This window comes from Flavobacterium piscisymbiosum (genome assembly GCF_020905295.1).
GTDB classification, from domain to species: domain Bacteria; phylum Bacteroidota; class Bacteroidia; order Flavobacteriales; family Flavobacteriaceae; genus Flavobacterium; species Flavobacterium piscisymbiosum.
On record NZ_JAJJMM010000001.1, the window covers coordinates 5,996,002 to 6,021,851 of the forward strand.

A 25,850-nucleotide genomic window follows, 5' to 3' on the forward strand; every position below is an offset into this window, starting at 1 on the left:
ATTTTCTATTTTTTAAATGGTACGTTGGTTAGTTGCCGGCCATTGTTCCAGATAGCAAACCTGCCTTCAGAATCAACCTTAATTTGCATTGTTTCTATCTTTCCAAAGAAGTTGACATTACCTCCCATATCTACGAACCAACCTGTCTTTTTAGTACCATCAGGATAAGTGAAGATTCGCATAACGCGGCCAACAATTTGATAATACAAGGAAAGCGACATTGTAGAACGGGCCATAAGAACCGCTTCAAGTCCTGGATAATCAAATCCCGTTGTTAGAACTCCAACATTTATAAGGCACTTTATAATGCCTTTTTTAAACTGACTTAAGATTCGCTCCCTTTCTTCTGTTTTTGTTTCTCCAGTTAGAATTTCGGATCCTGGTATGCGCTTTTGAACTGCTTTAGCTTCTTCAATTAAGGAGCAGAAGATCAATATATTTTTTCTTTTACTCAGAATCGTTAGAGCTGTTCTGACAATTCGTGAAGGCATGTCGATGGACTTGTAATATCTTCTTAAGGATGTTTGCGTAAAATCGGTTCCAGAACTATTAACTTCTAATTTGCTTCGGTCAATAACATCAAAATTGTAGTATTCCAATTGCGCCAAGAACCCGGCATTAAACAGTACATCATTTTGAACATAGTAAAGAACTTTGTCAAATATTGCCGGTGTACTTCTAGTTAAGAAGGTAAGTTGCGGACCGGTAGAAGCTTGATCTAATCGATAAGGAGTTGCTGTTAATCCCAACACCTTAGCATTGGGAAACGCTCTTATAAATTCAATATACATTCCGGCATCAGAATTAACAAGGTGACATTCGTCAATAAGAATGTTTTTTAATCCTTTAAAAAGATGCTTTTTGTTAATGATACTCCCGATCGTGCAAAAAGTAACTTTATCAATTCTTTTTTCACCTGCAGAGGCACTATAAATGGATGCCTTACCGTAATTGGAAAACTTTTCATAGTTCTGTTCTAAAATCTCTTTTGAAGGCTGGAGAACAACAGTTTTGCCCTCCAGCGGTTCCAAAATTTTAGCAATTACAACTGATTTTCCAGATCCTGTCGGAAGTATTACCAAAGCATTTCCTTTAGTATTATCTTTGAGAAAGTCAACACTTAAATTTATGGAGTCACTTTGATAAGGTCGTAATTGAAAAGCCATAATTAAAGTTTGGCATTTTCAAATGCAGCATGTTCTTCCTCAAAAGACATGTTAACTTGATTAGGATCTTCTTGCGGCGCTGTCTTACCATTCATATATTGCTCCACCTCATCAAGAGCATTTTCTACTCTTTCTTTCAAGTCGCTGATATATAAATAAGCACTTGAGTATTTAACTTTTGGTGCATCGAATTTTATTATTCCGTTAGTTACCTCTTTCCATCCGGAAAGGACAACGGACTTGTTTTCTTCTACACCTGAAATCTTAAATCCGGTAACATGGTATTTCTCAGTTTCAATCTCAGCTTCTAATTCTCCCAGTGGAGTAACATTCGTATTTCCTGTGTAAGCATCATCCAGATGAGCAAAAAAAACATCGAGCTGATCAAATCTTATTTGCAGATCATCGTGAACAATGTGCGCTCCATTTCGGCTTAGTGTATCGCCTTTAGTAGGTCCTTTTAGCAGCTGGTAAGAATAAGTGCAGAGTGCGTCTTTTATCGAAGCACCTTTTATTTCAACTTCTTTTTCTGAAATCTTCTCTAAAGCTTGAACAAATTTATCTGAATTGATAGTTATCGTCTTAGTCATGAGTTATTATTTATTGGTTAATTTTTAAGTAATATTCTTTGTATTTCCCTTCCTGCTGATTCATAAAAATTGCTCGTTATTTTTAATCTGAATTTCTATTTCTCTGATAATAGCTAAGTCTTTAGGTTCTGGAAGATATATACCAGCCTCTTTGCTTGAATAGTCTCTAAATCGATCAATTGCTAACGTTAGTTCATCTTTAGTGATGTTCGCCAAGCTTTTGTACTCAACTCGTATTTCGCCAGTTTTATGGTTAATAAAATCATATTTAAAAATGGCAGGATTAACAAGCTTTTTGAAATACTCAAGTTTTATGTATTCAAGTTGTTCGCCGTATTCTAATGCGAACCAGGACATAATAAGATGAGCATACTTTAATTGAGGATATGTCTTTGGAACTTTCTTTGCTGATAGTTCAAATACTTTATTATGCTTTACAAAATATTTGAACTTTTCAATAGCTCTCTGGACATCGATCGGTTTTTCTGGATTGTAAAGCATAATTTTTAAAAGGGTGTTAGGTTGAAATCAATTATTAAATCCTTTTCGGCCACTGTCACATTCTTGCCAGTCAGATCTGAAACTTCTCTTTGAAATTGTTTAGCATTTGAATTGCTATCTGATAAGTGAATCAGAACAATATTGTTGACTTTTGAAAGATCATTTGCCGCCAACATTTCTTTGCAGTTTTCTAAGGAGAAGTGAGATCTCAGAATCCTATTTCTTAGAAATTCCTTTCCACTATCTGAACCAAACTTTCTATCGATAATTTCTTTAGAGAAATTAGCCTCAATTATGATGTTGTTCAAACCTTTGAAAGTGTACTCGCAATAGTTGGTATCGGTTAAGAAAAGCACTTTGCCGCATTCCGGATGTTCTATCAAAAAACCTAAAGGTTCAACTGCATCATGTTTGACATCAAACGCCATTACTTTAAAGCTTCCGATCTTCACAATCTCTTTTGATGCAATTGTCAGTGATCTGTGAAAGTTATCTGGATTTAGGAACTGAGTAGTTTTGGCACCGGTATAAGTTGTAATGCCTAAACCCATGACCTCATCAAATGATTTAGCGTGGTCCTGGTGTTCATGCGAAACAAGACAGCCTACGACTTTACTAAAATCAAAATTCAATGCTTTTTTGATGTCCATAATATTGACACCACATTCTATAAGCAACGCTTCATTCTCTGATTCGAGAATGTAAGCGTTGCCAATACTACCTGTTGAAATTACTTTTAACTTCATAATTAAAAGCCTGGTCCATCACCTTGTGATTGATCTATATCTAAGGTTTGCTGAGTTGCGTTTTCAGGTTCCGGATCTTGATTAGCTTTTTGATCTATTACTGTTGTTCCGGCAACTTCCAAAAGTTTATCATCGACCATTTCAGCATCTTCAAAATCTAATGGTTCTTTGTTTGCGTTGGCATCAATTTGATTTTGAATGATTGAATCATTCATTTCATTTTCCTTTTGAAGAATAGCCAAATAATTATCATCAATTTTCTTGCTGTCGATAGTGATCGCGTTATAAGCATTTCGGGAAATTGTTTTAATGGCCATTTCTTCAAACCATCCTTCTATTATTTCGGTTCCAACTTTCTTTTTATTTTCCCAAATATCCTTCTCTCCTCCCCAAAATTCAGCCGAAGCATACTTTGGTTTTCTTTTTTCAATGTCCTTTAAAGAAAAGACCTTAATTTTATTCTTTTCAGGAGCATCTTTAAATTCGTGATACCAAAAACCTCCGACAACCTTACCACGATCAAAATCATTAGTGATCTCTAATGTGTACGATTCAACCGGATTATTCATATCTTTTTTAAACTGCTTAAACTTATCCGTCGAATAAACCAACTCATAAACTACGTCACTTGGAACTTCCAAACCATACTTTTTCGCTTTGATCTCCATACCTCGGTAACCGATGAGAAAACCCATATCAAACTTATTGTTTGCTGTGTTTTTATATGGAACAATACTAATGTGGTTTGGTTGAGTAGGATCTAACTCAACGCTTGAATAAGCGATTACGTCAGTGGCAAGTTTAGCCATGTTTACATTTTCCCATGTAAAAGCTAATCCATCTCGATATCGTTCATCTTTCGCCAATCTCTTCTTTTCGTTATCTTTTAGCGTTTGATCAACTTTAATAAAGTAGTTTTGGCAAAGTTTCTTTTGAAAAGGAGTTAAAGTAACTGCTCCGTTATTTGATGAAAACTCTTTCATTACAGCATTTGTGAATCTTTCACTTTGTGACGGTTGTGTAATTGCTAATTCCGTTTTTGCAGGTTCTGCAGCTTTTATATCTGTGCTCATTTTAATTATATTTCGATTGTTAATTGATTACTTTGAAGTTTTGGACACCTTACGATTTTCAAATCGAAAGCCTGTTCTTGAATTTCTTTTTTGGTGTTTTGATTATGTGGACAATTGGCCGTACAATCAAAACTTCCAATTTTAACTCCGATGTTTTCTTTACAATTTTCTGTAAGGATTCCATCGGAGTCTCTTTTGACTCTGTAGTCAGTCATTACGCAATTCTGATTTTGCTATCAGGCTCGCTAACTACCAATCTTATTAATTGGCTCTCCGTGTCCATTATAGAATGGATAGATTCAGCGCCATCAATGAAAACTGGAGCGGATACTTGATAGAATTTCGATAGAGTAGAAATAATGTCGATACCGGCATTTATTTTTGAAGCAGTATTTGCATCTGCAAAAGGAACACCGTTAACCAGGATTTCACAAGCAGGATTCTCGCCCCCGTTAACTTGATCCTCAAACATTTTGAATTTTACAATTCTGAATTTAGAATTGACATTTGCTTCAATTGCCGACATCTTATCTTTTTCAAATCGTTCAATTAAGAATTGAGTTTTTTCAACTCCGGCGATCTCCTGAGCTAATCTTGTCTCTTCTGCTTTCAAAGCATCGATACGAGCATTGATTGTGTTTAGTTGATCTTCGTTTCTTAAATTAGTTTTGATGCCATCAATATCAGAAACGATAGCTTTTCTGTCTTCTTTCAATTGCGCATCGTCTACTTTTGGAACTTCTAGAATTGATTTTTCAACCGTTTCTAGCTGTAATTTTTTAGAACTGTAATCAGTATTAAAAGCTAACATTTCAGCGTAAATCGTTTCAATATCAACTGGCGTTGCACTTGAAGATTTAGATGTTTCAGTTTCAATACTGCTTTCAATTGTTTTGATATCAGTATTCAAATTTGCTATTAAGGTTTCGCCGTTTGCAACTCTCACTTTTAAGTCTGCCAATTCTTTTTCAAGGTTTGCTTTTTGAGTTGCAAGCAAGCCGCCTTGACGGTTAATCTCTGCTAGTTTGTTTGATTTATCAGTCTTAAAATTGTTAGACATTTCAGTCTTTCTAGTTTCAATATCTGATTCCTCAAAAGCACGTTGGCAAGTTGGGCAGCAAAAAGAATTTTCTTCAAATGTCAACACCTTTCCATTTTCATTGGTCCATTCATTACGTTTGTTTTGAATGGTAACTTCCAAAGCTTTTAAGTCAGATTCTTTTGCTGTAACTAAACCTTTAACTGTTACCAAGCCATTTGAAGCGGTTTGCAACTCAGCCTTTTTATTTTGAAGATTTGTTTGTAAACCATCCAAAACAGAAGTATCCACTTTTACAGAATTATTAGCTTTCGTTCTAGTTTCAAATTCAATATTTGAAATATCAGATCTTAGACTTGATGCTGATCTTTGTGCCGTTTCATTCGCTTCTAAAATTCTTTCTAAACCTTTTGATTTATCTTGAATACTTTCATCAATTCTTGCAAGCTCCGATTCTTTAGCAGAAAGTAAATTTTTAAGATTTTGAAAATCGTACGCTTGTGGTTTTGTTTTTGAAACCTCATCAATTCGAGTTGGAATCAATTTCAGATCATCTTTTGATTTTTTAACGCTGGCTTTGATTTGCTTTAAATAATCTTCCATCGTTTTACCTTGAGTAAGATTTGCGATCAAGGCTTCATACTCCGGATTCCCAGCTGCGAGTTGTTCGTTTGTAAACTCACCGGCCATTTGTGTAATAATTGTTCTACGGTCCGGCCATTTCATAGAATTAAGCGCAAAAGGATTAGTGATCAGTTTGAAAACAGTTTCGTCCAGTATAGAATAAACCTTCGCTTGAAATTCCTTTTGGTTCATTGGAACCTCATTATAATAGTAAAGAGTTTCATTTCCGGTATATTTTGCAATTTCTTCTCCCTGCTTTTTTACCCACTTTTCTTTGTATATTTTTTTAAGAGTAATATCGTCACCATCTACATTTAAAAAGCCTTCAACCTCATGATCTTGTCTATTAAGCGACGTATCAACAGTGTTTTTAATGCTGAACTCTTTTTTCTCTTCTGCATTTTTACCAAAAAGCAACCATAAAAAAGCATCATATATTGTAGATTTTCCGGTACCATTAGCGCCAAAAACATCAGTATTGTGTTGGAAGTTTACTTTTAACTTTACGATTCCTTTAAAGTTGGTAAGGATCAATCCTTTAATTTCAATTGTTTTCATTTTTATTAGAATTAGATGATATTATTATTTTTTAGAGTTCCTGATGTGTTTTACATCGTGCTTATAAGCTTTGATCACATTCTCATCAATTAAAGAAGGATCCTTCAAGTATTTTTTGTAGAAGTCAAAAAGCTCCTGTTCTCGTTTGGATTTGGTTAATGACATATCGAAACTTTTTTAAATGATCTAATAGTTTCCTCTGTGCATAAGCGCTCAGTTCGTTGGATAACATGACCGCGAGTATTTCGCTTCTCCGGGATTGCCTTGCCTTTTTTATCAATTAGCACTAGAGTGTGCAAACCTGATTCACGAACAGTTTGTACTTTTAAAAACAATCCTACCGGAGTTTTAAAAGTTTGGTTTTTCTTGATTTCCATAACTAACATGTAAAAGGTGGATAATCGTGATTTTGATGATCTTCAAACATTTCATCAAATTGAGGAACTTGAAACTTCCAGGCTAAAGCCAAAATATTTTCAGATTCTATAGGATCGGAGATAGCATCATCAAATGCCTTTTTTAAGCATTCCCCTAAAAGAAATTTTGTTTTATCATTCGACAATGTGGTATTGCAGAATCTTTGTATTAGATTTGTATTCATAATAATTTGTATTAAGGATTCGAGGTCCGTGATTGAATTATTTGCGAAAGCCACTCTGTCAAGTGGCTTTTTTTTATTTCTTTAAATGCTCAGGCTTTTTAACCCGTTTACCACTTCCGATTAATTCTTTGTATTTATTAACTTTCTGTGATCTTGTTTCTTTAGGTTCTGGCTTAGGAGGCTTGCTCTCACTTGCTAGCCCCCCGGCCATTCCCAGGCTATTGAAAATTTCATTCGCCTTTTCTAAATGTCCCCGCAGACATTTGTATGTTTCCAGAGGTATTGTTATCGTTTTTAGTGCCATCTGTTTATCTTTTTAGAAATCCAATAAATGATGTTAATAAAGCCTAGAAGAACAATTAAGGCTGCGAAAAACAGAATAAAGTCCTCGATTGATACTAACTTAGACATCGGTTAATTCTTCTTTTGGTTTGCCGATATGTTTTGAAATAATATCCAAAACAAAAGGCAAACTGAATTTTGTAGATTTTCGAACTGCAGCTCCATATACAGAATCACGTTCAATATTTAATGCGTTAGCAAGTTTCGCTCGTAATGGAATATCATTCCTGATGATATTATAAATCTCATCTTTAAGCTTTTTCTTTTTTTTGATAATTGTTGCCATATTAAAATGATGTTATATTTTGTTAATCTCCAGAGTATCTACCTGCTCCGTAATAAGCTGCTGCTCCAGTGTTATCTGCAACAAATTGACCTCTCCACGGATATGTTATTGTTTCAATCGTTTGCCAAAGTTTTTTAGCTTCCGCTTTTTTCTTTTGAAAGCTTCTAGTTGAAGGAATTTTATTGTATGCTTTTATCAGTACTTCTCTTTTTGCAAGTTTCCAAGCTTCAATTAAAGCTTGTGAAAATGTCATTTGGAACTTTCTAAATAATTCCCACGCTTTTTTAAATATTGATTTTCTCATGATATAGTATTTTGAAATTGCGCCGTTGTCGCTTCGATGCTACGACTTACTCGCAACGGCTAACCTGTATTCGATTTTTATTTTTCAGCTCATTCTCAAAAAGGTTTTCTTAAACCCACAGAGCTTTTTACTTACATTTTTTCGTATTCAGTATTTCAAAGAACTTTTTTAGTACATTTGCATTCGTCATTTGTACAGAGCAAATATATATCTAATATTAGATATAAATAACTAAAATTAGATATTTTTAATCTAACAATATCTAATTTATAATCATTCTAAATTATAAAATGGATTCAATCGGAGAAAGATTAAGCTTAAAAATGAAAGAAAACGGATTAAACCCTAATAAAATAGCAGTATCAACGGGTATCCACCCAACGACAATAAAAAATTATCTTAACAATATTGGAAATCCTGATAGTCTAAAATTAGATAAAGTTGCAGAAGTATTAGATATCAATTTAAAATGGGTTCTAACCGGTGAAGGTGAGGTTGAACGTAAAAAAGAGCTACTAAAAGATGAAGTCGTAAATCACGTGGCCGAAAATCTGATGTACGTTCCTTTAGTGAATCAGTACGCATATGGCGGCTATCTAAATGGTTTTAACGACCCAACATATATTGAAGAACTTCCGAAAATTCCTTTTTTAGTGGAAAAAGAACATAAAGGTGACTATATCTGCTTTGAAGTAAAAGGTGATAGTATGGATGACGGAACACATGAAAGTTATCTCGAGCGTGACATTCTATTATGCCGAAATGTTAGAAAAGATTTTTGGAAAAGTAAATTACACATAAACAAATGGGATTTTGTAATTGTACACAAAGACAACGGGATTTGTGTAAAGCGAATAATTAAGCATGACGTTGAAAAAGGGATCATCACTTGTCATTCCCTTAACGATTACTACGAAGATTTTGACATGGACCTGAGAGATGTGACAAAGATTTTCAACATCGTAGACATCCAAAGAAAAAGAAATAGAAGATAGTTACGGATTTCCGTACAATATAAAACTCCGGAATAACTAAGTTCGACCAAAAATAACAACCATGAAAAAATTTTACTTAATTACTTTTCTTTTTACTTCATTAATAATTCACAGTCAAGATTGTAAATACAAAAGGAACGAAGTGGATGAATTTACCAAACACAAAGTTCTAGAAACGAAATCTGAATGGCTTGCCGAAAATATTGCCTACACATTAATAAAAATTAATGATGCAAAATTTTTAAGCATAGAATTAGGATCTTTTAAAGTTTTTGCAATAAGCGATGGTGCAAAGTTGATGTTCTTACCAGATAAAGGTGATCCTATTGTCTTGTTATTTCCAAAATACGAAATTTCAAAAACAACTCCTGGCGCAGTAGCTAGTCAATACGTAACTCAAAGTATTAATATTTCGGATGAAATTTATCAAAGATTCTTGGATGAAAAAATAACTAAAGTCAGATTTTATACAACTGATGGATACATTGACAAACCGGTTAAAGAAAAACGAGCAAATAAATTTAGACAACAATTAAAGTGTATTGAATAGATATGAGAAACATTCTACTATTATTCTTGTGTACATTTTTGTATAACTGTCACAATAAATCAAGTCAGCCTATAGACTTATTAAAACTAGAAGCAGAGGGTAAACTGTTAAGCAAATTGAACGATCCTGAATCATACGAATTTGTCAGTTTTACGGTTGACACCAGTGCTCGTGAAAACGCCAACAAGAGACTAAACGACTTGCAACGAATGTTAAAAGAATATCAGCGAGATAGAAAAAATAATGAGTTAAAAATTATGATTACCAAGGAGGAAATAAACGCCACAAACATTCAGCTTTTTCCAAAAGATGAAATTGAATTTGCATATACCTTCAGAGCAAAAAACCAATTTAATGCGACGGTTTTAAATCAAAAAGTTGTTGTAAGTGATAAAACATTTAATTTTTTAAGATTTCAAGAATAGTTCTTAAATATCAAAATGAATAAAACGCAAAACACCGATAAAAGAATTACAAAAATAAAATCATGATCGAAAGAATAGAAGATAAATGCAGAGAAATCATTGATGCAAGATTTGCAGAGGTTGTATATAAGAGAACCGGAAATAAACTTGAGGATCAAACCTCACTTGGATCTTTGTTAGACGCTATTACGAAAAAATCAGTAGATGAATGCTTAAATTATTTAAACTCAGAAAATCCTGAAAAAGCAAATGAATTCGCGAAATCAGGATTTATAAACAGCTATATAAGCGAAAAGCAAAAACAGTTTCTAGGTCTATAATTTTTTTAAAATCTTCTTTATTTTTTTAGTGGATTTTATAAATTTTTTGTTCAGCCTAATTACCTTTTTTACGGTTTTTGCATATTCATTTCCCCATTCCAAAGCTTCATTTGAAATAATGTCTTCTCTCTTAATTTGACCTTCGTTTTCCATAATGATGTGTTTTTATAATAATAGTTAAACAAATGTACTATTTAAAATGGTTCTAAATAAAGAAAATACTATAGATAAAAGAATATTACGCCTAATTGATGTTCTTATATTTCAGAACAAGGTTAATCGTGAAGTAGACTTTTGTAGAGAAATAAATATTCTTCCACAAACAGTTTCAAAAATTAAGAATGGAACAAATCACTTTACAGTAACTCATATAGAAAACATCGTTTATAAATATAATGTCAATGCAAATTGGATTTTTGGCACTGATAAAAAAGTCTTCAATATGTCTGGAAGCATTGAAATTAGCGAAGTTTAGCAGTGAACAAAAAAGTGAACAAAAACGAATATTAACCTATTTTAATTTGTTTGTAAAGTCAATAAATACGGTCATTTATAATTCAGAATTTACATGGTGTAGTTTTCGATTCCCGGCGACTCCACAAAAAGGAAGGTGTCGAACACCTTCCTTTTTTATTTTATTATCAAAAACATTCATTTTTAAATCCTTAAATCACTACAATTCTTATTCTTTTAACAAATATTCTTTTTTAGATTATCGAAAGTATTAAAACCAAAAAAGGAGTTGTTGGGAATCGAACACCTTAACCGGCTATAAACCAATAAGTTAAAAAATAGTTCGACTGAGCAGTAATTTCATTATAAATCATTTAAGTCATTAAAATATTACACCTCATCTTCTGACAAACCAATCGATTATAGCGGCATGCTGCTTCTCTTTCTTTATTTTATCATCAGTCTTTTTTGAAGATTTTCCAGATTTTAATTTCATGATAGTTGGATCAAATCATTATTTAATCAAAGTTTAAAACTGAATTTAAATTGATAGTTAAAGAAAAATCAAAATAAGATTAATACTAAATGAGCTCCACCCAGCTTTTTAAAATATGAAATATCTAAAGTTAATTTCACTTCCCGAAATTAGTTTTATACTATTAAGCACTCTAAAACTCTCATGAAATACATATAAGATACAAATTTATCATTATTAACAGACCGAAAGAACGATATAAACTTTAGAGAAAACATTCAAAAAGGTATAAAGGAGGATTTATATCGAAAAAATATAAATCTTGAGTTGTATGTTTTCTTTTACTACAAACTTCTCTTTCATACTAAAGAAAAATCACTTTCTCAAGTAGATTTTCGCAAAGAAGAAATCGATCTTCTCGAATACCATATAAGATCAATGGCTACACCTTTTGGAGTAATCGAGTTAGAAAAGCAATTGGCAAAGCTTTTAAAGTAATTAAGTTAAAAAAGCATATTTTTATTTGTTTGATTTTTGTACTTTTATATTTGTATGAAAGCAACAAGAGAATTTGCCAACCCTGCATTAAAATCGGTTCTGAAGCAAAGAGGATTCAAAGTGACCTGGAATAAAGTTACAAAAACCGGTACTTCAGCTTTCGGGCGTCGTCATTTCTATCTAATACTTCTTAGCATAGGAAACAGCAAAATACATTACGACGATCAGACTATTCATCTTAACGGAGTGTATCTTTTTTTTGCTAATTCTCGTATACCTTATGCCACTGAGATAATTTCTGAAAAGCAGACAGGATATTCCTGTGTATTTACAGAAGAATTTATTAAACCTTTGGAAAGGCTGGAAAACCTCCAGCATTCGCCTCTATTTCAACTCAACTCAAACCCAGCTTTTAAACTTAACAAAGAACAACAGAATAAGATCACAGATATTTTTAATACTATGATTACAAGCGACAAAACAAATTATCTCTACAAGGATGATTTAATGCGTACTTACATTGAACTGATCATTCACGACGCATTACAAATGCGTCCTGCAGAAAATTTTATACAATCCAGCAGTGCTTCATTACGAATCGTTAATCATTTTATGGATCAGTTGGAACGTCAGTTTCCAATAGAAAACCTCAGCGAACCTTTAAAATTCAAAAGCGCACAAGATTTTGCGGGCTTACTTTCTATTCATGTAAATTATCTTAACCGTGCTGTTAAAGAAGTTACAGGAAAATCAACAACAACAATAATTGCAGAGCGTATTACTGCCGAAGCAACAACATTATTGCGCTACACCGATTGGAGTATCTCTGAGATTGCGCACATTTTAGGATTCGAATATCCCAACTATTTCAGTAGTTTTTTTAAAAAAATTACTGGCAATATTCCTAAATTTTATCGGGACCCTTAGGTTTGAATTTTATACTTCTTGGTTTGAATCGTTTATATTTTCAGGATTATTCTTTCATAGCTTTGTAATATTAAATTAGCTAATAACATAATAATTATATAAATATGAATACTATAGCTGAAAAAATGATTTTCAAACCAGCATTTGAATACATTGACAACGGAATTGAACACGGAGTATTAAGTCCATTTGAAACCAAAGAAATCATTTTGAAAAAAGGAGAACAAATAGCTCCTGGCTTTAAAGCTCTTGGTTGCGATATTCGTTTCCTGAAAGATGTTCCTGTAAAAATGCGTGATGGGATCACAATATACACAGATGTTTATCTGCCTGTAACGGAAGAAAAAGTCCCTACTTTAATTGCATGGAGTCCTTACGGAAAAAGTGCAGGAACTGCTCCACGTTATGTTGGTTTGTTTAATATGCTTGGAATGGGAAATGCGTGGGGTTCAGGTTTAACAAAATTTGAAGCGCCAGATCCAGCTTACTGGGTAGAGCACGGCTACGCAGTTTGTAACCCGGACGCACGTGGTATTGCACATAGCGAAGGTGATATTACCATGATTGGTTCGCAAGAAGCAGAAGATTGTTACGACCTTATAGAATGGTTGGCAGCACAAGACTGGTCGAACAAGAAAACAGCATTATCCGGAACTTCTTATTTAGCTTTTTCACAATGGTTTATCGCTGCAGGTCAGCCACCACATCTTACTTGTATAAACCCTGTTGAAGGTTTACAGGATGCGTATCGCGATTTGGCATATATTGGCGGAATTCCCGATCCAAATTTCCTTCACCGTTTGCAGGTAAATCATGTAAGTGCTACCGGTGCAAAACGAGAAGATATGGTTGCAGAGTTAGAAGCTTATCCACTGGCAAATTGCGATTTGTGGGAAGACAAAGTAGCCGATGTTTCTAAAATTACGGTTCCTGCCTATATTGTGGCAAGTTATTCTAATACATTACATACAATGGGAACTTTCCGTTCCTGGCGTTCTATAGGTTCTAAAGAAAAATGGATGCGTATTCACGATACTCAGGAGTGGCCGGATTATTATGCTAAAGAATCTACCGAGGAACTTCGTAAATTCTTTGATTATTATTTGCTTGGGAAACAAAACGGATGGGAAAGAACGCCAACCGTACAATATTCAATTTTGGATTTTCATGGCGGTAATCGTACCGGACTTACTTCGGAAACTTTTCCACCAAAAGAATCAGAATTGCAACGATATTATTTGAATGGAAAAACACGAACGCTACAATTGACTGCAGATGAAAATGAAACAGCACTGCGTTATTTCCCTGAAGCTATGCCAGCTCGTGTATCGTTCCAGACTGTATTTGATAAGGACACTACCTTTATAGGTTATCCAAAAGTGAAACTGTTTATGGAAGCAGAAAATGCAGACGATATGGATATATTTGTTTGGGTACAAAAAATTGACAAATTAGGCAATGTATTAAGCGAATTTGTAGTACCAAACCGCAACGCTGCTTTACAGGATTTTACACAAGACGGAGCTTCTGCATTGCGTTACAAAGGCGCGAGTGGTCGTTTACGCGCATCACACAGGCATTTAGATCCAAAACTCTCTACTGATGAAGTACCTGCGTATAGTTTTGACAGGGTAGAAAAGCTTTCGCCAAAAGAAATCGTAGAATTAGATATTGTCCTTAGTCCACTTGGTTTGATTTACTATGCAGGCGAAACACTGCGAGTAATGATAAGCAGCAAGGATGAAATTGGTTCTGTGATGCCGGGAACTCCAGGCTGTACACCAAACAACAAAGGAATTCATGTTCTGCATACTGGAGGTAAATATGCAAGTTATTTGCAAATGCCATTAATGAAATAGAATACCAAAAAAACAACTCCTTTTCAAAGAAAGGAGTTGTTTTTTAATTTTCCAAATACCCAATTATGACCATTACATTACATTACATTCTACATTACCTTCATACTGATATGAAAGCCCTGCGGGACCAGCCAATTCCTCACATTATGTATTTTAAAGATCAGACAAAGGCTGGGCAAATTTTACTTTCAGTAATTAATGCCAGTACTCGCAACTTACAGGAAGATCGTAAAAAAATATCCTTTTAAACTAACCATCCATTTTTAGAATTCTGAGGTCTTATTTTATAAGGAACGCAGAGTATTAACTGTTTTATATCCCGTGTCGATATAAATTTACATTTGTTAGTAAAATTGAATTGTTTATAATATCTGCTCTCTGATTTGACTATTGTCATTACAGCACATATAAAAATAAACTACTGAAAAAAATTAGGGTGTTATACTCCAGCTTTGTATTATAATCATAACTCAGACAATTAAGTGAATTCTCATGCAATGCCTCTTTGTTATCTACTATCTATAACCACCCAAAAATAACCACAATGAAAAAACACAATTTCTTATTACTACTCCAGTTTTTGCTGGTCTGCTTTTTTAACCAAACTACGAAAGCACAATCTATAACAATAAAGGCTAAGATTCCCATATATATAAGTCCTGGCGAATCAGCACCAGTTCGTCGTGCTGCAGAAGATTTACAACGTGACCTTAATACAGTTCTAAGTCAACCATCGGCTTTTGTTACGAAACTACCACAAAAAGGCCCTGTTATCGTAATTGCCACTGGGGATCATTACAAAAAAGACAACCGATTAGTAAAGGGCTGGGAAGCGCACCAAATTTATACAGATAAAGAACGTATCATACTAAACGGTGCTGATATGCGAGGAACTATTTATGCCATTTATAGTTTTAGCGAACTGATATTGGGCGTTAAACCACTTTGGTTCTGGGCATCTGAACCACCTATTCATAAGGACCAAATAACAATGGCTGCCAATTATAAAAAGGTCTTTAATTCACCAGATATTAAATATAGAGCATGGCTGCCCAATGATACTGACTTCCTGACTCCCTGGCAAAAACTATCAGACAGCAACTATCAAGCTTTGTTCGAAGCGATGCTGCGTCTTAAACTTAATACGCTTGAAGGTGTAATTACAGGAAAAGAAAGTTTCATTCCTCCCTATAGTCCTGGAAAGGATGCCACAACTGGTCAACAGCGTGGTTTAATAACAACAGGTCATCATCTTAATATTTTTGGATCAACCTATGCTTTTTGGGAAGATTATTGGAAAGAAGTTAGACATCTGCCTGCTCCCGAATTGACAATTGCGAACCGTCAGGCTTTAAAGGAGTTTTGGGGTTATCATATTGATTTGGCAAAACGAAATAACTTAGAAGTTGTTTGGCTGGTTGGTTTTAGAGGAAATCATGATATTCCATTTTGGGAATTTTTTCCAGATGCGCCAAAAGATGACAAAAGCCGAGCAAAAGTTATTGAAGAAATGGTGCAGATGCAAATCGACCTTCTTAAAGAAAAAACTGGAGATCCGCATCCGCCAATGCGATTAACGCTTTATAACGAGATGTCGAATCTTACAGCTGCCGGACTTTTTCATATTCCTGATGAGTCATCATTAATCATAAATTTCGTAGCGGCACGTCGAGATCACTTCCCAGCATTAGATATACTCAATTACACTTTTTCAGGAAAACCTGTCGGTTATTATCTTAATTTTCAGTTTACATCAACAGGTTCGCATTTAGCACAGGCAGAAGGTCCGAGAAAAATGGAACAAAACTATCGTATAGTTGATAGCCTTAGTGGTCATAAATTACTATTTTCTGTAGTAAATGCCGGAAATATTCGAGAACATCTTGTAGAGTTATCGGCCAATGCAGATATGATGTGGAATTTTAAACCTTTTAATTCTACTTCATTTCTTTCTACATTCAGCAATAATTACTATGGTTCTCAATATGGAGCCGAAATTTCTCAATTGTATCAGGATTTTTTCAATTCTTATTGGCAGCAAAAAAAAGGTGACCTGCCAGGATTCGAACGACAATATCTATTTCAGGATTTGAGGTATGCTCGTGCAATCGAAATGTTACTCAACGATCTTGAAAAAGATAAATACTCAACAAACCCGCTTGACAATCATCCGCTGGATGATCCAAGTAAAGGAAGTGTCGGTTATTTTCGAGTAATTCCTGCCGATAATGATGCAGAAAATCAGCTGGAAGCTATGGCTAAAGGAACTGCCTCAAGTATAGCAAAGTTGGAAAAGATTACAACTAAATCAGATCAGATTTATAACAAACTTAAAAGCGGAAAAGTCTTTTTTGATGATAACTTAAGAGGACAAGCTTATCTTATGCTGCATTTAAATCGTTCGCTAAATTATTTGATACAGGCTTATGAAAGTAAGGAAAACAAGGAGAAAAAGCGAGAATTTATCAAGCAAACCTTAAACGAAATTCATCTGGCACAAGAACGTTTAAATACATCTAATCATGCGCCATTTACCGACTGGTATACTAACGACGCTAAATTTGGAATGAATTTGCTCGAAAAGCGTCTTTCGGATCTATATAACGAGCTTTTGAAATAAGTTCAGGTGGTAAAACATTACTATTTCTTTTTACATTTTAAAACAAAAAATCCACTCTGATTGAGTGGATTTTTTTTAAAGTTTATATTTTAGTATCTCAAGTCTTAGAATATTCTTTTTGTGGAGAATGAAAGAGCAAAAACAACATCATATTATAATTATCTTTCAATTTTTCTTTCAAAATTTTAAAAGCTTTACTAATCTGTGCTTCAACAGTTTTAATGGATATTTCTAAATGTTCTGCAATCTCAATATTGGTTAGTCCCTCCTTTTTACTTAGGATAAAAACTTTCTGGCACTTTGGAGGTAAATTTTGTATTTCTTTATTGATGATAGCCAACATACGTTCTATAGAACTTTCGTCTGTGGTTTCAACAACTTGTTGCAAAGAGTCTACATATTTCTGCTGTAATAGCATCATCGCCTTATTTTGCTGGTAAGTATTGATGAATTCATTATAAACGGATTTATATAAAAAACTTTGAATAGAAAATTCAGCATTAAGTTTGATTCTGTTTTTCCATGTTTTTAAAAATACATTCTGAACAATATCCTGGGCCATCGAATGATCGTTAACCAATGTTAGTGCATATGCGTTCAATTTTCTATGAAATTTATTCAATAGAAACTTATAAGCTTTCTCATCCCCATTTTTGAGGCTTTCCATTAAAATTATATTATCCTCGAAATCCATAAAAAGTATTTATTCGGCAAAATAAAGAAAAAAAATATACGAATATGAAAAATATTTTAATAAAAAATTAGGGTATTGTAATTCTGTCTTGTAATACATAAAAAAGCACCCCAGAAAATGGCTCCTAAAGAAATAGAAATTATAATCGTTAAATATTTTTCACAGTCCGCAAACATGGACGATTTGGATATATTAAACAAATGGATAGAAGATCCGGAAAATCAATTGATATTTCAGGAATATGTTAAAACGCACTTTGCTATAACTTTAGCCATGAATGAGCCCGATATTAAAACTGTGAGAAAAGCGCTTCTTAAGGAAATCAGAAGAGAAAAGAAAAAATCGAAAAAATACAATCTTCGCTCTTTCATGAAGTATGCTGCAATCGCAATCTTGTTTTTAGGAATAGGTGCTGTATTGCAAAAAAACATCTTTGATAACAATACAAAAGAAATAATTGTCCCTAAAAAAGATGAAATTACGCTGAAACTGGGAAATGGAAATATTAAAGTTATTGCTGCTGACGGAACTTCGAAAGTTTATGACGCAAATGGAAAAGTAGTTGGCGAGCAAAAAGGTAAAGAACTAGTTTACGCAAATGATCCAAATGCGACCAAATTAGTATACAACACATTAAGTATCCCAAATGGAAAGCGTTTTAATATTACGCTTTCAGATGGGACCGTGGTATATTTGAATGCAGGAAGTTCTATGACTTATCCGGTGCAGTTTATAAAAGATAAAACCCGCAAAATCTTCCTTACAGGAGAAGCTTTCTTTGAAGTTGCTCACGATAAAAAACATGCATTTATAGTAAATGCAAACAAACTAGATGTACAGGTTTATGGTACTAAATTCAATGTCAGCAATTATCAGGAAGATGACGCTACTGATGTCGTCCTTCTTGAAGGTTCTGTAAGCATGACAGAATCGGGATTAACCGGAAAAAGTAAAAAGGAAGTTTTCCTGTCTCCAGGTTATAAAGGAACTTTCACCAAAGGTGATAAAACAATATCCAACGAAAAGGTCAACACATCTTTATATACATCCTGGATGAGCGGAAATCTTGTTTTTAGACAGGAATCTTTTGAAAATATAATTAAAAAACTAGAACGCCACTACAATGTCATTATCATCAATAATAATAAAAACCTGGCACATGAAACTTTTAATGCCACTATAGAAACTGACCACGAAAGTATAGTACAAGTATTCAATTACTTTAAAAAGGTGTATCAGATTGATTATAGCGTAGTAGAAAATAAAATAATAATCCACTAAAAATTAAAACAATGCCTATGAATTAGAGTTCCACGCAAAAACTTAGTACTAACTATCACTTATTACCTCTCCAAATCATCTGGATAAAAAAAATCGGAAAATGCGCTAACATTTCCCGACTTAGGTAAAGTGATCAAACCGCAAAAGATTAATCACTAATTAACATTCCAAAATTATGAAAAAACCACCAAAGTCCAATGGATTATTTCCTGCGTGCTTAAAATTTGATTTAAAAATGAAGTTATCACTATTATTTTTTGTCACCGCAAGTTTTGTTATGCAAGCCAGCGTATCATATTCTCAAAAAACCAAAATCTCCTTAAATAAAGAAAGTGTTACTGTAAAAGAAGTTATCGATGAAATCGAGACTACTACAGAATTCAAATTCCTATTTAACACAAAGGCCGTAGATTTAAACAGAAGGGTTTCCCTGAACGTTAAAAAAGTACCTGTTAATGTTATTCTGGACATGCTTTTTAAAGGAACAGACACTTCATATGAAATTGACGACCGAAAAATACTACTGACCAAAACCAAAGCAAGTAAAGTAATTATGACCGAGGCACCAAGTCTTCTCGATCTGGCGCCTAAGCCAATAAAAGGTGTAATTACAGATTCTAAAGGACAGCCATTACCAAGTGCCAATGTTGTTGAAAAAGGAACTAAAAATGGAGTTACAACCGATTTTGATGGAAAATTTGCCCTTACAGTTTCAGATGAAAACGCTATACTAGTAATTTCATTCATTGGTTTTGACTCTAAGGAAGTTGCTCTTAAAGGACAAAGTCTTATCAATGTAACCCTGACAGAAAGTGCAGCAGGCCTAAATGAAGTTGTAGTTGTGGGATACGGGACTCAAAAGAAACGTGATATAACAGGGTCTGTATCTTCTATTAATAAAAATGCTATAAAAGATTTAGTACTTACCTCTACAGAACAGGCTTTAAAAGGACAAGCTGCGGGAGTACAAATGACACAGTCTTCATCCGCTCCCGGTGGAGGTGCATCGGTAAGAATTCGTGGAGGAAACTCCATTAGTGCAGGAAACGAACCCTTGTATGTAATTGATGGTTTTCCTATATACAATGACAGCAGTAACTCTACAGGAGTTTTAGGGAACGGGCAGCCTACGAACGTATTAGCTTCGATTAACCCTAGTGATATTGAATCAATGGAAATTTTAAAGGATGCGTCTGCTACTGCTATTTACGGTGCCAGAGGTGCCAATGGTGTAATTATTATTACTACTAAACGTGGTAAATCAGGACAAGCAAACGTTTCTTTTGAAACTTATTATGGATTTCAGCAACTTAGTAAAAAAATAGACTTAGTAAATGCATATGATTTCGCCAAAAATGCTAATGTTGATAATATTCAAAGAGTACGTCCTATTATTTACCCAGATCCGGAAATTTATAACCCGGCAGTTTATGGTCAGGGAACGGACTGGCAGGACGAAGCTTTTAGGATAGCTCCAACACAAAACTATCAGTTAGGTTTTACAGGTGGAAATGATCAGACAAAATATGCTATTTCAGGTAATTATTTTACACAGGATGGTATACTTCGCGGATCAGATTTTACACGTGGATCTATCAGAGTAAACCTGGATCAAAACTTAAGTTCTAAATTTAAACTTGGACTAAGTTTTACGGCATCAAGAACAGCAAACAATCAGGCAAAAACCGATACGGATTTGGATGCCAACAATATAGGCGCTGTAACCTCTATTCTTTACGCTCCGCCAACTGCCCCAGTTTATGCTGCTGATGGAAGCTACAATAGATTTATTGGACCAGATGGAAGCTTTTATGGAAATCCTGTTGCATCATTGTTAGAAATTAAAAATTTATCAAGAACTGACCGTGTAATGGGTAATTTATTTCTTGATTATAAAATAACAAAAGATTTATTGTTTAAAGTAAGTTTTGGAGGTGACCAGATTAATGTTAAAGATGATTATTATCTTCCTGCATTTATTCAAAATACCGGACAAAATGCAAGAGCAAGAATTGGAGTTAACCAAAGTTTCAGCTGGTTAAATGAAAATACATTAACCTATACTAAAACATTTGCCGAAAAACATAATTTCACTGCATTAGGAGGTTTTACCCGCCAGAAATTTACTTCCGAAAATGTAACTACAGGTGCAGATCGATTTGTTAATGATATTTTAGAAGATGGCAGCTTAGGTAGCGGGGCAATAGTTGTTCCGCCAACATCTAATATTAACGAATGGGCACTTGAATCTTATATTGCAAGAATTAATTACGGTTATAATGACAAATACTTATTAACACTTACAGGGCGTGCGGATGGATCATCACGTTTTGGTGAAAGTAATAAATTCTCTTTCTTCCCTTCAGGATCACTTGCATGGAGAGTATCTCAGGAAGAATTTATGAAGTCAACAGAGAAGGTTATTTCAAATCTTAAACTTAGGGTAAGTTACGGACAAACCGGTAATACAGAAATCCCTACGTACAGAAGTCTTGCAGCCTTAGGAGGTATTTCTAATTATCCTATTGGAGGTGTTATAACAAGCGGAGTAGCTTCTACACGTGTGGCTAATCCTAACTTGAAATGGGAGACTACATCACAATTTGATGCTGGTATGGATTTGAGTTTATTTTCAAACCGAATTAACATTGTTGCAGATTACTATGACAAACGTACAGAAGACTTACTTCTTGATGTCCAGATTCCCGGAACTTCAGGATATCAGACTTCCCTTCAAAATGTTGGAAGTGTGAGAAACCACGGTATCGAATTGGCTTTAAATACAGTAAATTTCGATAGTGACTTTAAATGGAAAACATCATTTAATATCACTTTCAATAAAAATGAAGTTACAGATTTGGGCGGTGATTATGAAAGACCAGCGGGAGGTGGAAGTGCCAGTAAAGCAATTGCAAATACAGGAATTTTAAGAGTTGGAGAACCGGTTGGTTTATTCTACGGTTATGTAACGGATGGTTTATTTCAAACTCCGGCCGAAGTAACTGCAGGAATAGCTTCAGGACAGGCAGGCGTACAACTGGGAGACAGACGTTACAAAGATGTGAATGGCGATGGAAAATTAGACGCTAATGACCGTACCATTTTAGGTTACGCGCAGCCAGATTTCTTTTATGGTATGACCAATACATTCAGCTACAAAAATTTCGATTTAAATGTTTTAATTAACGGTGTTCAGGGCAACGACGTATTAAATTTAAACGTTAATGCAGAAACCGATATTAATGCTCCAGGTTCGAATAACAGATGGACGCCAACAAATACTAATACTGACGTTCCAAGAACTACCAAGGAAACACGTTTGACCAACAAACAAGTAGAAGACGGATCTTACCTGCGCATACAAAATATATCGTTTGGGTATGAAATGCCAAAGATTGTTTTCAAAAATACTTTTGTACAGTCTGTCAGATTATACGTGAGTTTACAAAACTATTTTACGTTTACCAATTACAAAGGATACAATCCGGATGTAAATTCATTTGGACAGGATAATCTTAGTATTGGTGTTGATCGTGGGGGTTACCCGGCAGCCAAAACATTCCTAATGGGACTTAATGTAAAACTTTAATCAAAAAAACATGAAATCTAATAATTTTCTTATTGTTGCAGCTTTATCTATTTTGATTACTGGATTTAGCAGTTGTCAAAATGATTTTCTGGATGAAGATCCACAATCTTTTTTATCACCAACAAACTTTTATAAAACCGACGCTGATGCATATGCTGCGTTAGTATCTGTTTACAATGGCTTAAGACCTATATACAGCCAGGATATGACCTTTGTAGGAGATTTAGCAGGCGAACAAACTAATCCCGGAACAGGTTCAAATACTGACCGAAGTGATATTGATAATTTTACTGTTCAATCTTCTAATCTTGTTTTAACAAACAACTGGAATAACAACTATGTTGTAATCAATAGAGCCAATACAGTTATAGAACGTGTTCCTGCTATTGAAATGCCTGCTGCTAATAAAGAACTTTATATAGATGAGGCACATTTTTTACGTGCATTAGCTTATTTTAATCTTGTTAGAGAGTTTGGCGGAGTTCCAATAAGTTTAACGGAAACCAAAGAACTGGCAGGCCTTGATATAGCACGTTCATCTGTAGACGAAGTTTATGCTGTGATTATAGATGATTTAAAACTAGCCGAAGCAAAATTGCTACCAGTACAGTCTACAACTGGAGTTGGAAGAGCTACTAAAGGTGCGGCTTCTTCCCTGCTTGCTTATGTTTATTTAACAAAGAAAGACTGGACTAATGCTGCTGCAAAAGCACAAGAAGTAATTAACAATAAAGCTGCTTACGGCTACGGTTTATATCCTACACCGGCAGATGTCTGGAAAATAGCCAACGAAAATAAATTGGAACATATATTCTCAATTCAATTTCAGTCTGGTCCGGAAGGTTACGGAAGTGCCTATTCGCAATTCTATCTTTCAAGAACAGCAAATGTTATTCAGAATAATGGTATATCAGGATTTGCTATTAATCTAGTTGAAGATAAATTCTGGAGATCTTTTGTTGCCGCAGATACGCGCCGTGATGCTTCAATCTTATCCAGTTTTACTGATCCTAAAACGAGCAAATATTACGAGTATCCAACAAAAGGTTTAGCGGAATTAAGTATTTTCAAATACTTTGATGCACAGGCATATGCACGAAGCAACAACAATAACAACTACCCTATCTTACGCTATGCAGATGTATTGTTGATAAAAGCAGAAGCTTTGAATGAACTAAACGGACCAACTACGGATGCATACGAAGCTATTAATGCGATTCGTAAAAGAGCCGGAGCTGGTATGATGGAACTTTCGGGTTTGACAAAAGAACAATTCAGAGCAGCAATACTTCAGGAAAGAAGTTGGGAATTTTGTTTTGAAAGCAAAAGATATTTTGACTTGATTCGTACGGAGCAATTGATCCCTATTATGACCGCTGCAGGTAAAAATCCTCAGCCAAGAAATTTATTATTTCCAATTCCACAAAGAGAAATCGACTTAAATAGTAAAATCGATCCGTCAGATCAAAATCCTGGATATTAACTAAATAATCTTTCTCCCATGCTCAAACGTGGGAGAAAAATTCAAGTTATTTATTAAGAATGTCATGCTTCAATAGAGGCGGACGAATTCCCTATGAATTTAAAAGTTTTATTACAGGCTCTAATTGGCGCAGGCTAAAGGACAGCCTAAATTCAATATAATATTTTAGAGTTGGTTTAATTTTAGTTTTTTGAAAGAAGCGGGATGGGAATCCTCCTTCCTGTTCCGTTTTTCTTTTTTAACAGCCTACTCCATTTTTTATATTGAATTCAATCAAAAAGTAATACTATAAAAATAAACAGATGAATCATTTTCTTTCTTCAGTTATACTTCTAATGCTTACTGCAAATATTTTTTCGCAAAGCAAAAGTTCACTGGTTCCAAATGAACCATCAAAAGCACCTGATTACTTCTGTACCTGGAACATACAGGGATATTCATGCAGCTACAATACCAATGCAGAAATTAGACAAGCAATGACTGAAAAAAATATGCTTGGCGAAGGGACTTATCTAAACTGGGTTAATTTTTTTCCAAAAATTCGTGAAGATCTCATTTTTGTTATGGATGATTCTTGGGATATTCCGCTTTCAGAAACCAGCAAAGACGGACCGTCATTTGGTCTTACGGAATTAAATCAGGAGCGTTTTCCTTCTTACACCGGAAATCCGGCAGAAAGATTAACCAAACTGGTAAATGCCGTAAAAGCAAAAGGATGGAAAGGTCTTGGCGGATGGATTTGTGCTCAGGAAGCTCCAATTGCAGGAAACGTAAATTCAGAAACATATTGGACAGAACGCATAAAAGCAGCTAATGAATCAGGATTTGCATATTGGAAAGTAGATTGGGGAAAACAATCCCGAAACTTAGAATGGAGAAAAACCATGACTAAATTAGGTCGTACTTATGCGCCAAATTTAGTAATTGAACATGCCTTTAATGGATATACAATTGAAGTAAGCGATACCTACAGAACTTACGATGTCGAGAATGTTACTGCGCAGCCAGTTACCATTCAAAGAATTGCCAATTTATTACACTATCAACCACAAGGCGACGCAAAAAGTATTATCAATTGCGAAGACGAACCTTATATCGCGGCAGGTTTGGGTTGCGCTATTGGGATAATGCGATATCCGTTCCCAGACAAACTTCCTAATAATACCAATGACTACGCATTTCCTCCTATTGGAAGAAATATGAAATACAGAATGGATGAAATAACAAGAGGCATAAGATGGCACCGCATTGCCGAACCTTTTGGAGTGGGATCAGAAAATTATAGTATCGATAAAAATGTTCTAAAGGATTACTGGGTTTTAGGAGAAAGAGAAACCTGGAATAAAAAACACAAACCAGGCGATACTTTAAGAGAAAATGCGCCGGCAAGAGTAAGCCGTGGATTGCCATTGGCAAAAGTTTTAAATCCAAGTCCAGATCAGCCTTTTGTATTATCATCAATGTATCCAAATGGAGCTGTTGCTGTCGTTACTATTGGCCGAGGTATTAATCGGGAATACATTACGAAGCGCATTAAAGTGGAGCAGGAAATTGAAAATATCGATAACCCTATCGGGATTTTTGGAGATTATGAGTCGCTAACATTCCTTCTTCCAACAAAAATAAGAGGATCAGATTATGAAGTTTTAGGCCAGGATTTGGCTGGAGATATTTCTTCAGATATTACAAAAGATATTGTTTTTAAGGATAATAAAATAATTATCTCAGGAGATTTAATTCGAAAAATCGGGCTTTCAGCAGCATCAAAAAATGACATTTCTGATCCTGGATTGGTTTTAAAATTTAATAAAAAAATAAAGTAAACATTCTAACACATAGAAACATAGAATT

26 protein-coding genes are annotated in these 25,850 nt (G+C 34.4%); 12 read left to right on the forward strand and 14 right to left on the reverse strand.

The window, feature by feature from the left end; all coding sequences use genetic code 11:
- Positions 1–5: 5 nt before the first annotated feature.
- The 12 genes from LNP81_RS25310 to LNP81_RS25365 all read right to left on the reverse strand — a co-directional run bounded on the left by LNP81_RS25310 (position 6) and on the right by LNP81_RS25365 (position 7,830).
- Positions 6–1,166: a DEAD/DEAH box helicase gene (locus tag LNP81_RS25310; RefSeq protein ID WP_230040187.1), complete on the reverse strand. Its 1,161-nt coding sequence runs from the start codon at positions 1,164–1,166 to the stop codon at positions 6–8.
- Positions 1,167–1,168: 2 nt separating this feature from the next.
- Positions 1,169–1,756 (reverse strand): hypothetical protein, encoded by a 588-nt coding sequence (locus LNP81_RS25315; RefSeq protein WP_230040189.1) that lies wholly within the window; start codon positions 1,754–1,756, stop codon positions 1,169–1,171.
- A 60-nt stretch (positions 1,757–1,816) separates the two neighbouring features.
- A complete protein-coding gene (locus LNP81_RS25320) occupies positions 1,817–2,257 on the reverse strand; it encodes a hypothetical protein (protein WP_230040190.1) in 441 nt (146 codons plus the stop codon).
- 5 nt (positions 2,258–2,262) lie between these two features.
- On the reverse strand, positions 2,263–3,003 hold the full coding sequence (locus LNP81_RS25325; RefSeq protein ID WP_230040191.1) for an MBL fold metallo-hydrolase: 741 nt from the start codon (positions 3,001–3,003) through the stop codon (positions 2,263–2,265).
- Positions 3,004–3,005: 2 nt separating this feature from the next.
- Entirely contained in the window at positions 3,006–4,076 is a 1,071-nt protein-coding gene (locus LNP81_RS25330; RefSeq protein ID WP_230040192.1) for a recombinase RecT, read from the reverse strand.
- A gap of 5 nt (positions 4,077–4,081) precedes the next feature.
- On the reverse strand, positions 4,082–4,291 hold the full coding sequence (locus LNP81_RS25335; protein WP_230040193.1) for a hypothetical protein: 210 nt from the start codon (positions 4,289–4,291) through the stop codon (positions 4,082–4,084).
- Positions 4,291–6,297, reverse strand: coding sequence for an AAA family ATPase (locus LNP81_RS25340; protein WP_230040194.1), 2,007 nt, complete (start codon positions 6,295–6,297; stop codon positions 4,291–4,293). Before LNP81_RS25340 ends, LNP81_RS25335 begins: the two co-directional genes overlap by 1 nt.
- A gap of 155 nt (positions 6,298–6,452) precedes the next feature.
- Positions 6,453–6,674: a hypothetical protein gene (locus LNP81_RS25345; RefSeq protein WP_230040195.1), complete on the reverse strand. Its 222-nt coding sequence runs from the start codon at positions 6,672–6,674 to the stop codon at positions 6,453–6,455.
- Positions 6,675–6,676: 2 nt separating this feature from the next.
- Positions 6,677–6,898: a hypothetical protein gene (locus LNP81_RS25350; RefSeq protein ID WP_230040197.1), complete on the reverse strand. Its 222-nt coding sequence runs from the start codon at positions 6,896–6,898 to the stop codon at positions 6,677–6,679.
- A 73-nt stretch (positions 6,899–6,971) separates the two neighbouring features.
- The gene (locus tag LNP81_RS25355; RefSeq protein WP_230040199.1) at positions 6,972–7,202 is read right to left on the reverse strand and encodes a hypothetical protein; all 231 of its coding nucleotides are present in this window, start codon (positions 7,200–7,202) and stop codon (positions 6,972–6,974) included.
- Between the two features lie 99 nt (positions 7,203–7,301).
- Entirely contained in the window at positions 7,302–7,526 is a 225-nt protein-coding gene (locus tag LNP81_RS25360) for a hypothetical protein (RefSeq protein ID WP_230040200.1), read from the reverse strand.
- Between the two features lie 22 nt (positions 7,527–7,548).
- Positions 7,549–7,830, reverse strand: a complete 282-nt coding sequence (locus LNP81_RS25365) for a hypothetical protein (RefSeq protein ID WP_230040201.1) — start codon at positions 7,828–7,830, stop codon at positions 7,549–7,551.
- Between the two features lie 290 nt (positions 7,831–8,120).
- Here LNP81_RS25365 and LNP81_RS25370 point away from each other — a divergent pair, with 290 nt between their 5' ends.
- The 4 genes from LNP81_RS25370 (at position 8,121) to LNP81_RS25385 (ending at position 10,120) form a co-directional block, all read left to right on the forward strand.
- The gene (locus LNP81_RS25370) at positions 8,121–8,825 is read left to right on the forward strand and encodes an XRE family transcriptional regulator (protein WP_230040202.1); all 705 of its coding nucleotides are present in this window, start codon (positions 8,121–8,123) and stop codon (positions 8,823–8,825) included.
- A gap of 61 nt (positions 8,826–8,886) precedes the next feature.
- Positions 8,887–9,375, forward strand: coding sequence for a hypothetical protein (locus tag LNP81_RS25375; protein WP_230040203.1), 489 nt, complete (start codon positions 8,887–8,889; stop codon positions 9,373–9,375).
- A gap of 116 nt (positions 9,376–9,491) precedes the next feature.
- Positions 9,492–9,800 (forward strand): hypothetical protein, encoded by a 309-nt coding sequence (locus tag LNP81_RS25380; RefSeq protein ID WP_230040204.1) that lies wholly within the window; start codon positions 9,492–9,494, stop codon positions 9,798–9,800.
- Between the two features lie 62 nt (positions 9,801–9,862).
- On the forward strand, positions 9,863–10,120 hold the full coding sequence (locus LNP81_RS25385; protein ID WP_230040205.1) for a hypothetical protein: 258 nt from the start codon (positions 9,863–9,865) through the stop codon (positions 10,118–10,120).
- Here LNP81_RS25385 and LNP81_RS25390 read toward each other — a convergent pair.
- Complete coding sequence (locus LNP81_RS25390) at positions 10,115–10,273, reverse strand: hypothetical protein (RefSeq protein ID WP_230040206.1); 159 nt, start codon at positions 10,271–10,273, stop codon at positions 10,115–10,117. The two genes, LNP81_RS25385 and LNP81_RS25390, sit on opposite strands and share 6 nt — an antisense overlap.
- A 46-nt stretch (positions 10,274–10,319) precedes the next feature.
- Between LNP81_RS25390 and LNP81_RS25395 the strand changes: the two genes are divergently transcribed.
- The 4 genes from LNP81_RS25395 (at position 10,320) to LNP81_RS25410 (ending at position 16,952) form a co-directional block, all read left to right on the forward strand.
- Positions 10,320–10,595: a hypothetical protein gene (locus LNP81_RS25395; RefSeq protein ID WP_230040207.1), complete on the forward strand. Its 276-nt coding sequence runs from the start codon at positions 10,320–10,322 to the stop codon at positions 10,593–10,595.
- Positions 10,596–11,600: 1,005 nt separating this feature from the next.
- A complete protein-coding gene (locus LNP81_RS25400) occupies positions 11,601–12,473 on the forward strand; it encodes a helix-turn-helix domain-containing protein (RefSeq protein ID WP_230040209.1) in 873 nt (290 codons plus the stop codon).
- 104 nt (positions 12,474–12,577) lie between these two features.
- Positions 12,578–14,332 (forward strand): CocE/NonD family hydrolase, encoded by a 1,755-nt coding sequence (locus tag LNP81_RS25405; protein ID WP_230040211.1) that lies wholly within the window; start codon positions 12,578–12,580, stop codon positions 14,330–14,332.
- A 544-nt stretch (positions 14,333–14,876) separates the two neighbouring features.
- Complete coding sequence (locus tag LNP81_RS25410) at positions 14,877–16,952, forward strand: glycosyl hydrolase 115 family protein (RefSeq protein WP_230040213.1); 2,076 nt, start codon at positions 14,877–14,879, stop codon at positions 16,950–16,952.
- Between the two features lie 97 nt (positions 16,953–17,049).
- Here LNP81_RS25410 and LNP81_RS25415 read toward each other — a convergent pair whose 3' ends face one another.
- Positions 17,050–17,619: an RNA polymerase sigma factor gene (locus LNP81_RS25415; protein WP_230040215.1), complete on the reverse strand. Its 570-nt coding sequence runs from the start codon at positions 17,617–17,619 to the stop codon at positions 17,050–17,052.
- A gap of 144 nt (positions 17,620–17,763) precedes the next feature.
- Here LNP81_RS25415 and LNP81_RS25420 point away from each other — a divergent pair, with 144 nt between their 5' ends.
- The 4 genes from LNP81_RS25420 (at position 17,764) to LNP81_RS25435 (ending at position 25,822) form a co-directional block, all read left to right on the forward strand.
- Positions 17,764–18,927, forward strand: coding sequence for a FecR family protein (locus LNP81_RS25420; protein ID WP_230040217.1), 1,164 nt, complete (start codon positions 17,764–17,766; stop codon positions 18,925–18,927).
- Positions 18,928–19,162: 235 nt separating this feature from the next.
- Positions 19,163–22,516: a TonB-dependent receptor gene (locus LNP81_RS25425; protein ID WP_230040219.1), complete on the forward strand. Its 3,354-nt coding sequence runs from the start codon at positions 19,163–19,165 to the stop codon at positions 22,514–22,516.
- A gap of 10 nt (positions 22,517–22,526) precedes the next feature.
- The gene (locus LNP81_RS25430) at positions 22,527–23,999 is read left to right on the forward strand and encodes a RagB/SusD family nutrient uptake outer membrane protein (protein WP_230040221.1); all 1,473 of its coding nucleotides are present in this window, start codon (positions 22,527–22,529) and stop codon (positions 23,997–23,999) included.
- Positions 24,000–24,301: 302 nt separating this feature from the next.
- A complete protein-coding gene (locus tag LNP81_RS25435; RefSeq protein ID WP_230040223.1) occupies positions 24,302–25,822 on the forward strand; it encodes a hypothetical protein in 1,521 nt (506 codons plus the stop codon).
- The last annotated feature ends 28 nt before the right edge of the window (positions 25,823–25,850 follow it).

Excerpts from the sequence above, each read along its gene's own strand:
- LNP81_RS25310 (WP_230040187.1), bottom strand. The coding sequence starts at position 1,166 with ATGGCTTTTCAATTACGACCTTATCAAAGTGACTCCATAAATTTAAGT.
- LNP81_RS25315 (WP_230040189.1), bottom strand. The coding sequence starts at position 1,756 with ATGACTAAGACGATAACTATCAATTCAGATAAATTTGTTCAAGCTTTA.
- LNP81_RS25320 (WP_230040190.1), bottom strand. The coding sequence starts at position 2,257 with ATGCTTTACAATCCAGAAAAACCGATCGATGTCCAGAGAGCTATTGAA.
- LNP81_RS25325 (WP_230040191.1), bottom strand. The coding sequence starts at position 3,003 with ATGAAGTTAAAAGTAATTTCAACAGGTAGTATTGGCAACGCTTACATT.
- LNP81_RS25330 (WP_230040192.1), bottom strand. The coding sequence starts at position 4,076 with ATGAGCACAGATATAAAAGCTGCAGAACCTGCAAAAACGGAATTAGCA.
- LNP81_RS25335 (WP_230040193.1), bottom strand. The coding sequence starts at position 4,291 with ATGACTGACTACAGAGTCAAAAGAGACTCCGATGGAATCCTTACAGAA.
- LNP81_RS25340 (WP_230040194.1), bottom strand. The coding sequence starts at position 6,297 with ATGAAAACAATTGAAATTAAAGGATTGATCCTTACCAACTTTAAAGGA.
- LNP81_RS25345 (WP_230040195.1), bottom strand. The coding sequence starts at position 6,674 with ATGGAAATCAAGAAAAACCAAACTTTTAAAACTCCGGTAGGATTGTTT.
- LNP81_RS25350 (WP_230040197.1), bottom strand. The coding sequence starts at position 6,898 with ATGAATACAAATCTAATACAAAGATTCTGCAATACCACATTGTCGAAT.
- LNP81_RS25355 (WP_230040199.1), bottom strand. The coding sequence starts at position 7,202 with ATGGCACTAAAAACGATAACAATACCTCTGGAAACATACAAATGTCTG.
- LNP81_RS25360 (WP_230040200.1), bottom strand. The coding sequence starts at position 7,526 with ATGGCAACAATTATCAAAAAAAAGAAAAAGCTTAAAGATGAGATTTAT.
- LNP81_RS25365 (WP_230040201.1), bottom strand. The coding sequence starts at position 7,830 with ATGAGAAAATCAATATTTAAAAAAGCGTGGGAATTATTTAGAAAGTTC.
- LNP81_RS25370 (WP_230040202.1), top strand. The coding sequence starts at position 8,121 with ATGGATTCAATCGGAGAAAGATTAAGCTTAAAAATGAAAGAAAACGGA.
- LNP81_RS25375 (WP_230040203.1), top strand. The coding sequence starts at position 8,887 with ATGAAAAAATTTTACTTAATTACTTTTCTTTTTACTTCATTAATAATT.
- LNP81_RS25385 (WP_230040205.1), top strand. The coding sequence starts at position 9,863 with ATGATCGAAAGAATAGAAGATAAATGCAGAGAAATCATTGATGCAAGA.
- LNP81_RS25390 (WP_230040206.1), bottom strand. The coding sequence starts at position 10,273 with ATGGAAAACGAAGGTCAAATTAAGAGAGAAGACATTATTTCAAATGAA.
- LNP81_RS25395 (WP_230040207.1), top strand. The coding sequence starts at position 10,320 with ATGGTTCTAAATAAAGAAAATACTATAGATAAAAGAATATTACGCCTA.
- LNP81_RS25400 (WP_230040209.1), top strand. The coding sequence starts at position 11,601 with ATGAAAGCAACAAGAGAATTTGCCAACCCTGCATTAAAATCGGTTCTG.
- LNP81_RS25405 (WP_230040211.1), top strand. The coding sequence starts at position 12,578 with ATGAATACTATAGCTGAAAAAATGATTTTCAAACCAGCATTTGAATAC.
- LNP81_RS25410 (WP_230040213.1), top strand. The coding sequence starts at position 14,877 with ATGAAAAAACACAATTTCTTATTACTACTCCAGTTTTTGCTGGTCTGC.
- LNP81_RS25415 (WP_230040215.1), bottom strand. The coding sequence starts at position 17,619 with ATGGAAAGCCTCAAAAATGGGGATGAGAAAGCTTATAAGTTTCTATTG.
- LNP81_RS25420 (WP_230040217.1), top strand. The coding sequence starts at position 17,764 with ATGGCTCCTAAAGAAATAGAAATTATAATCGTTAAATATTTTTCACAG.
- LNP81_RS25425 (WP_230040219.1), top strand. The coding sequence starts at position 19,163 with ATGAAGTTATCACTATTATTTTTTGTCACCGCAAGTTTTGTTATGCAA.
- LNP81_RS25430 (WP_230040221.1), top strand. The coding sequence starts at position 22,527 with ATGAAATCTAATAATTTTCTTATTGTTGCAGCTTTATCTATTTTGATT.
- LNP81_RS25435 (WP_230040223.1), top strand. The coding sequence starts at position 24,302 with ATGAATCATTTTCTTTCTTCAGTTATACTTCTAATGCTTACTGCAAAT.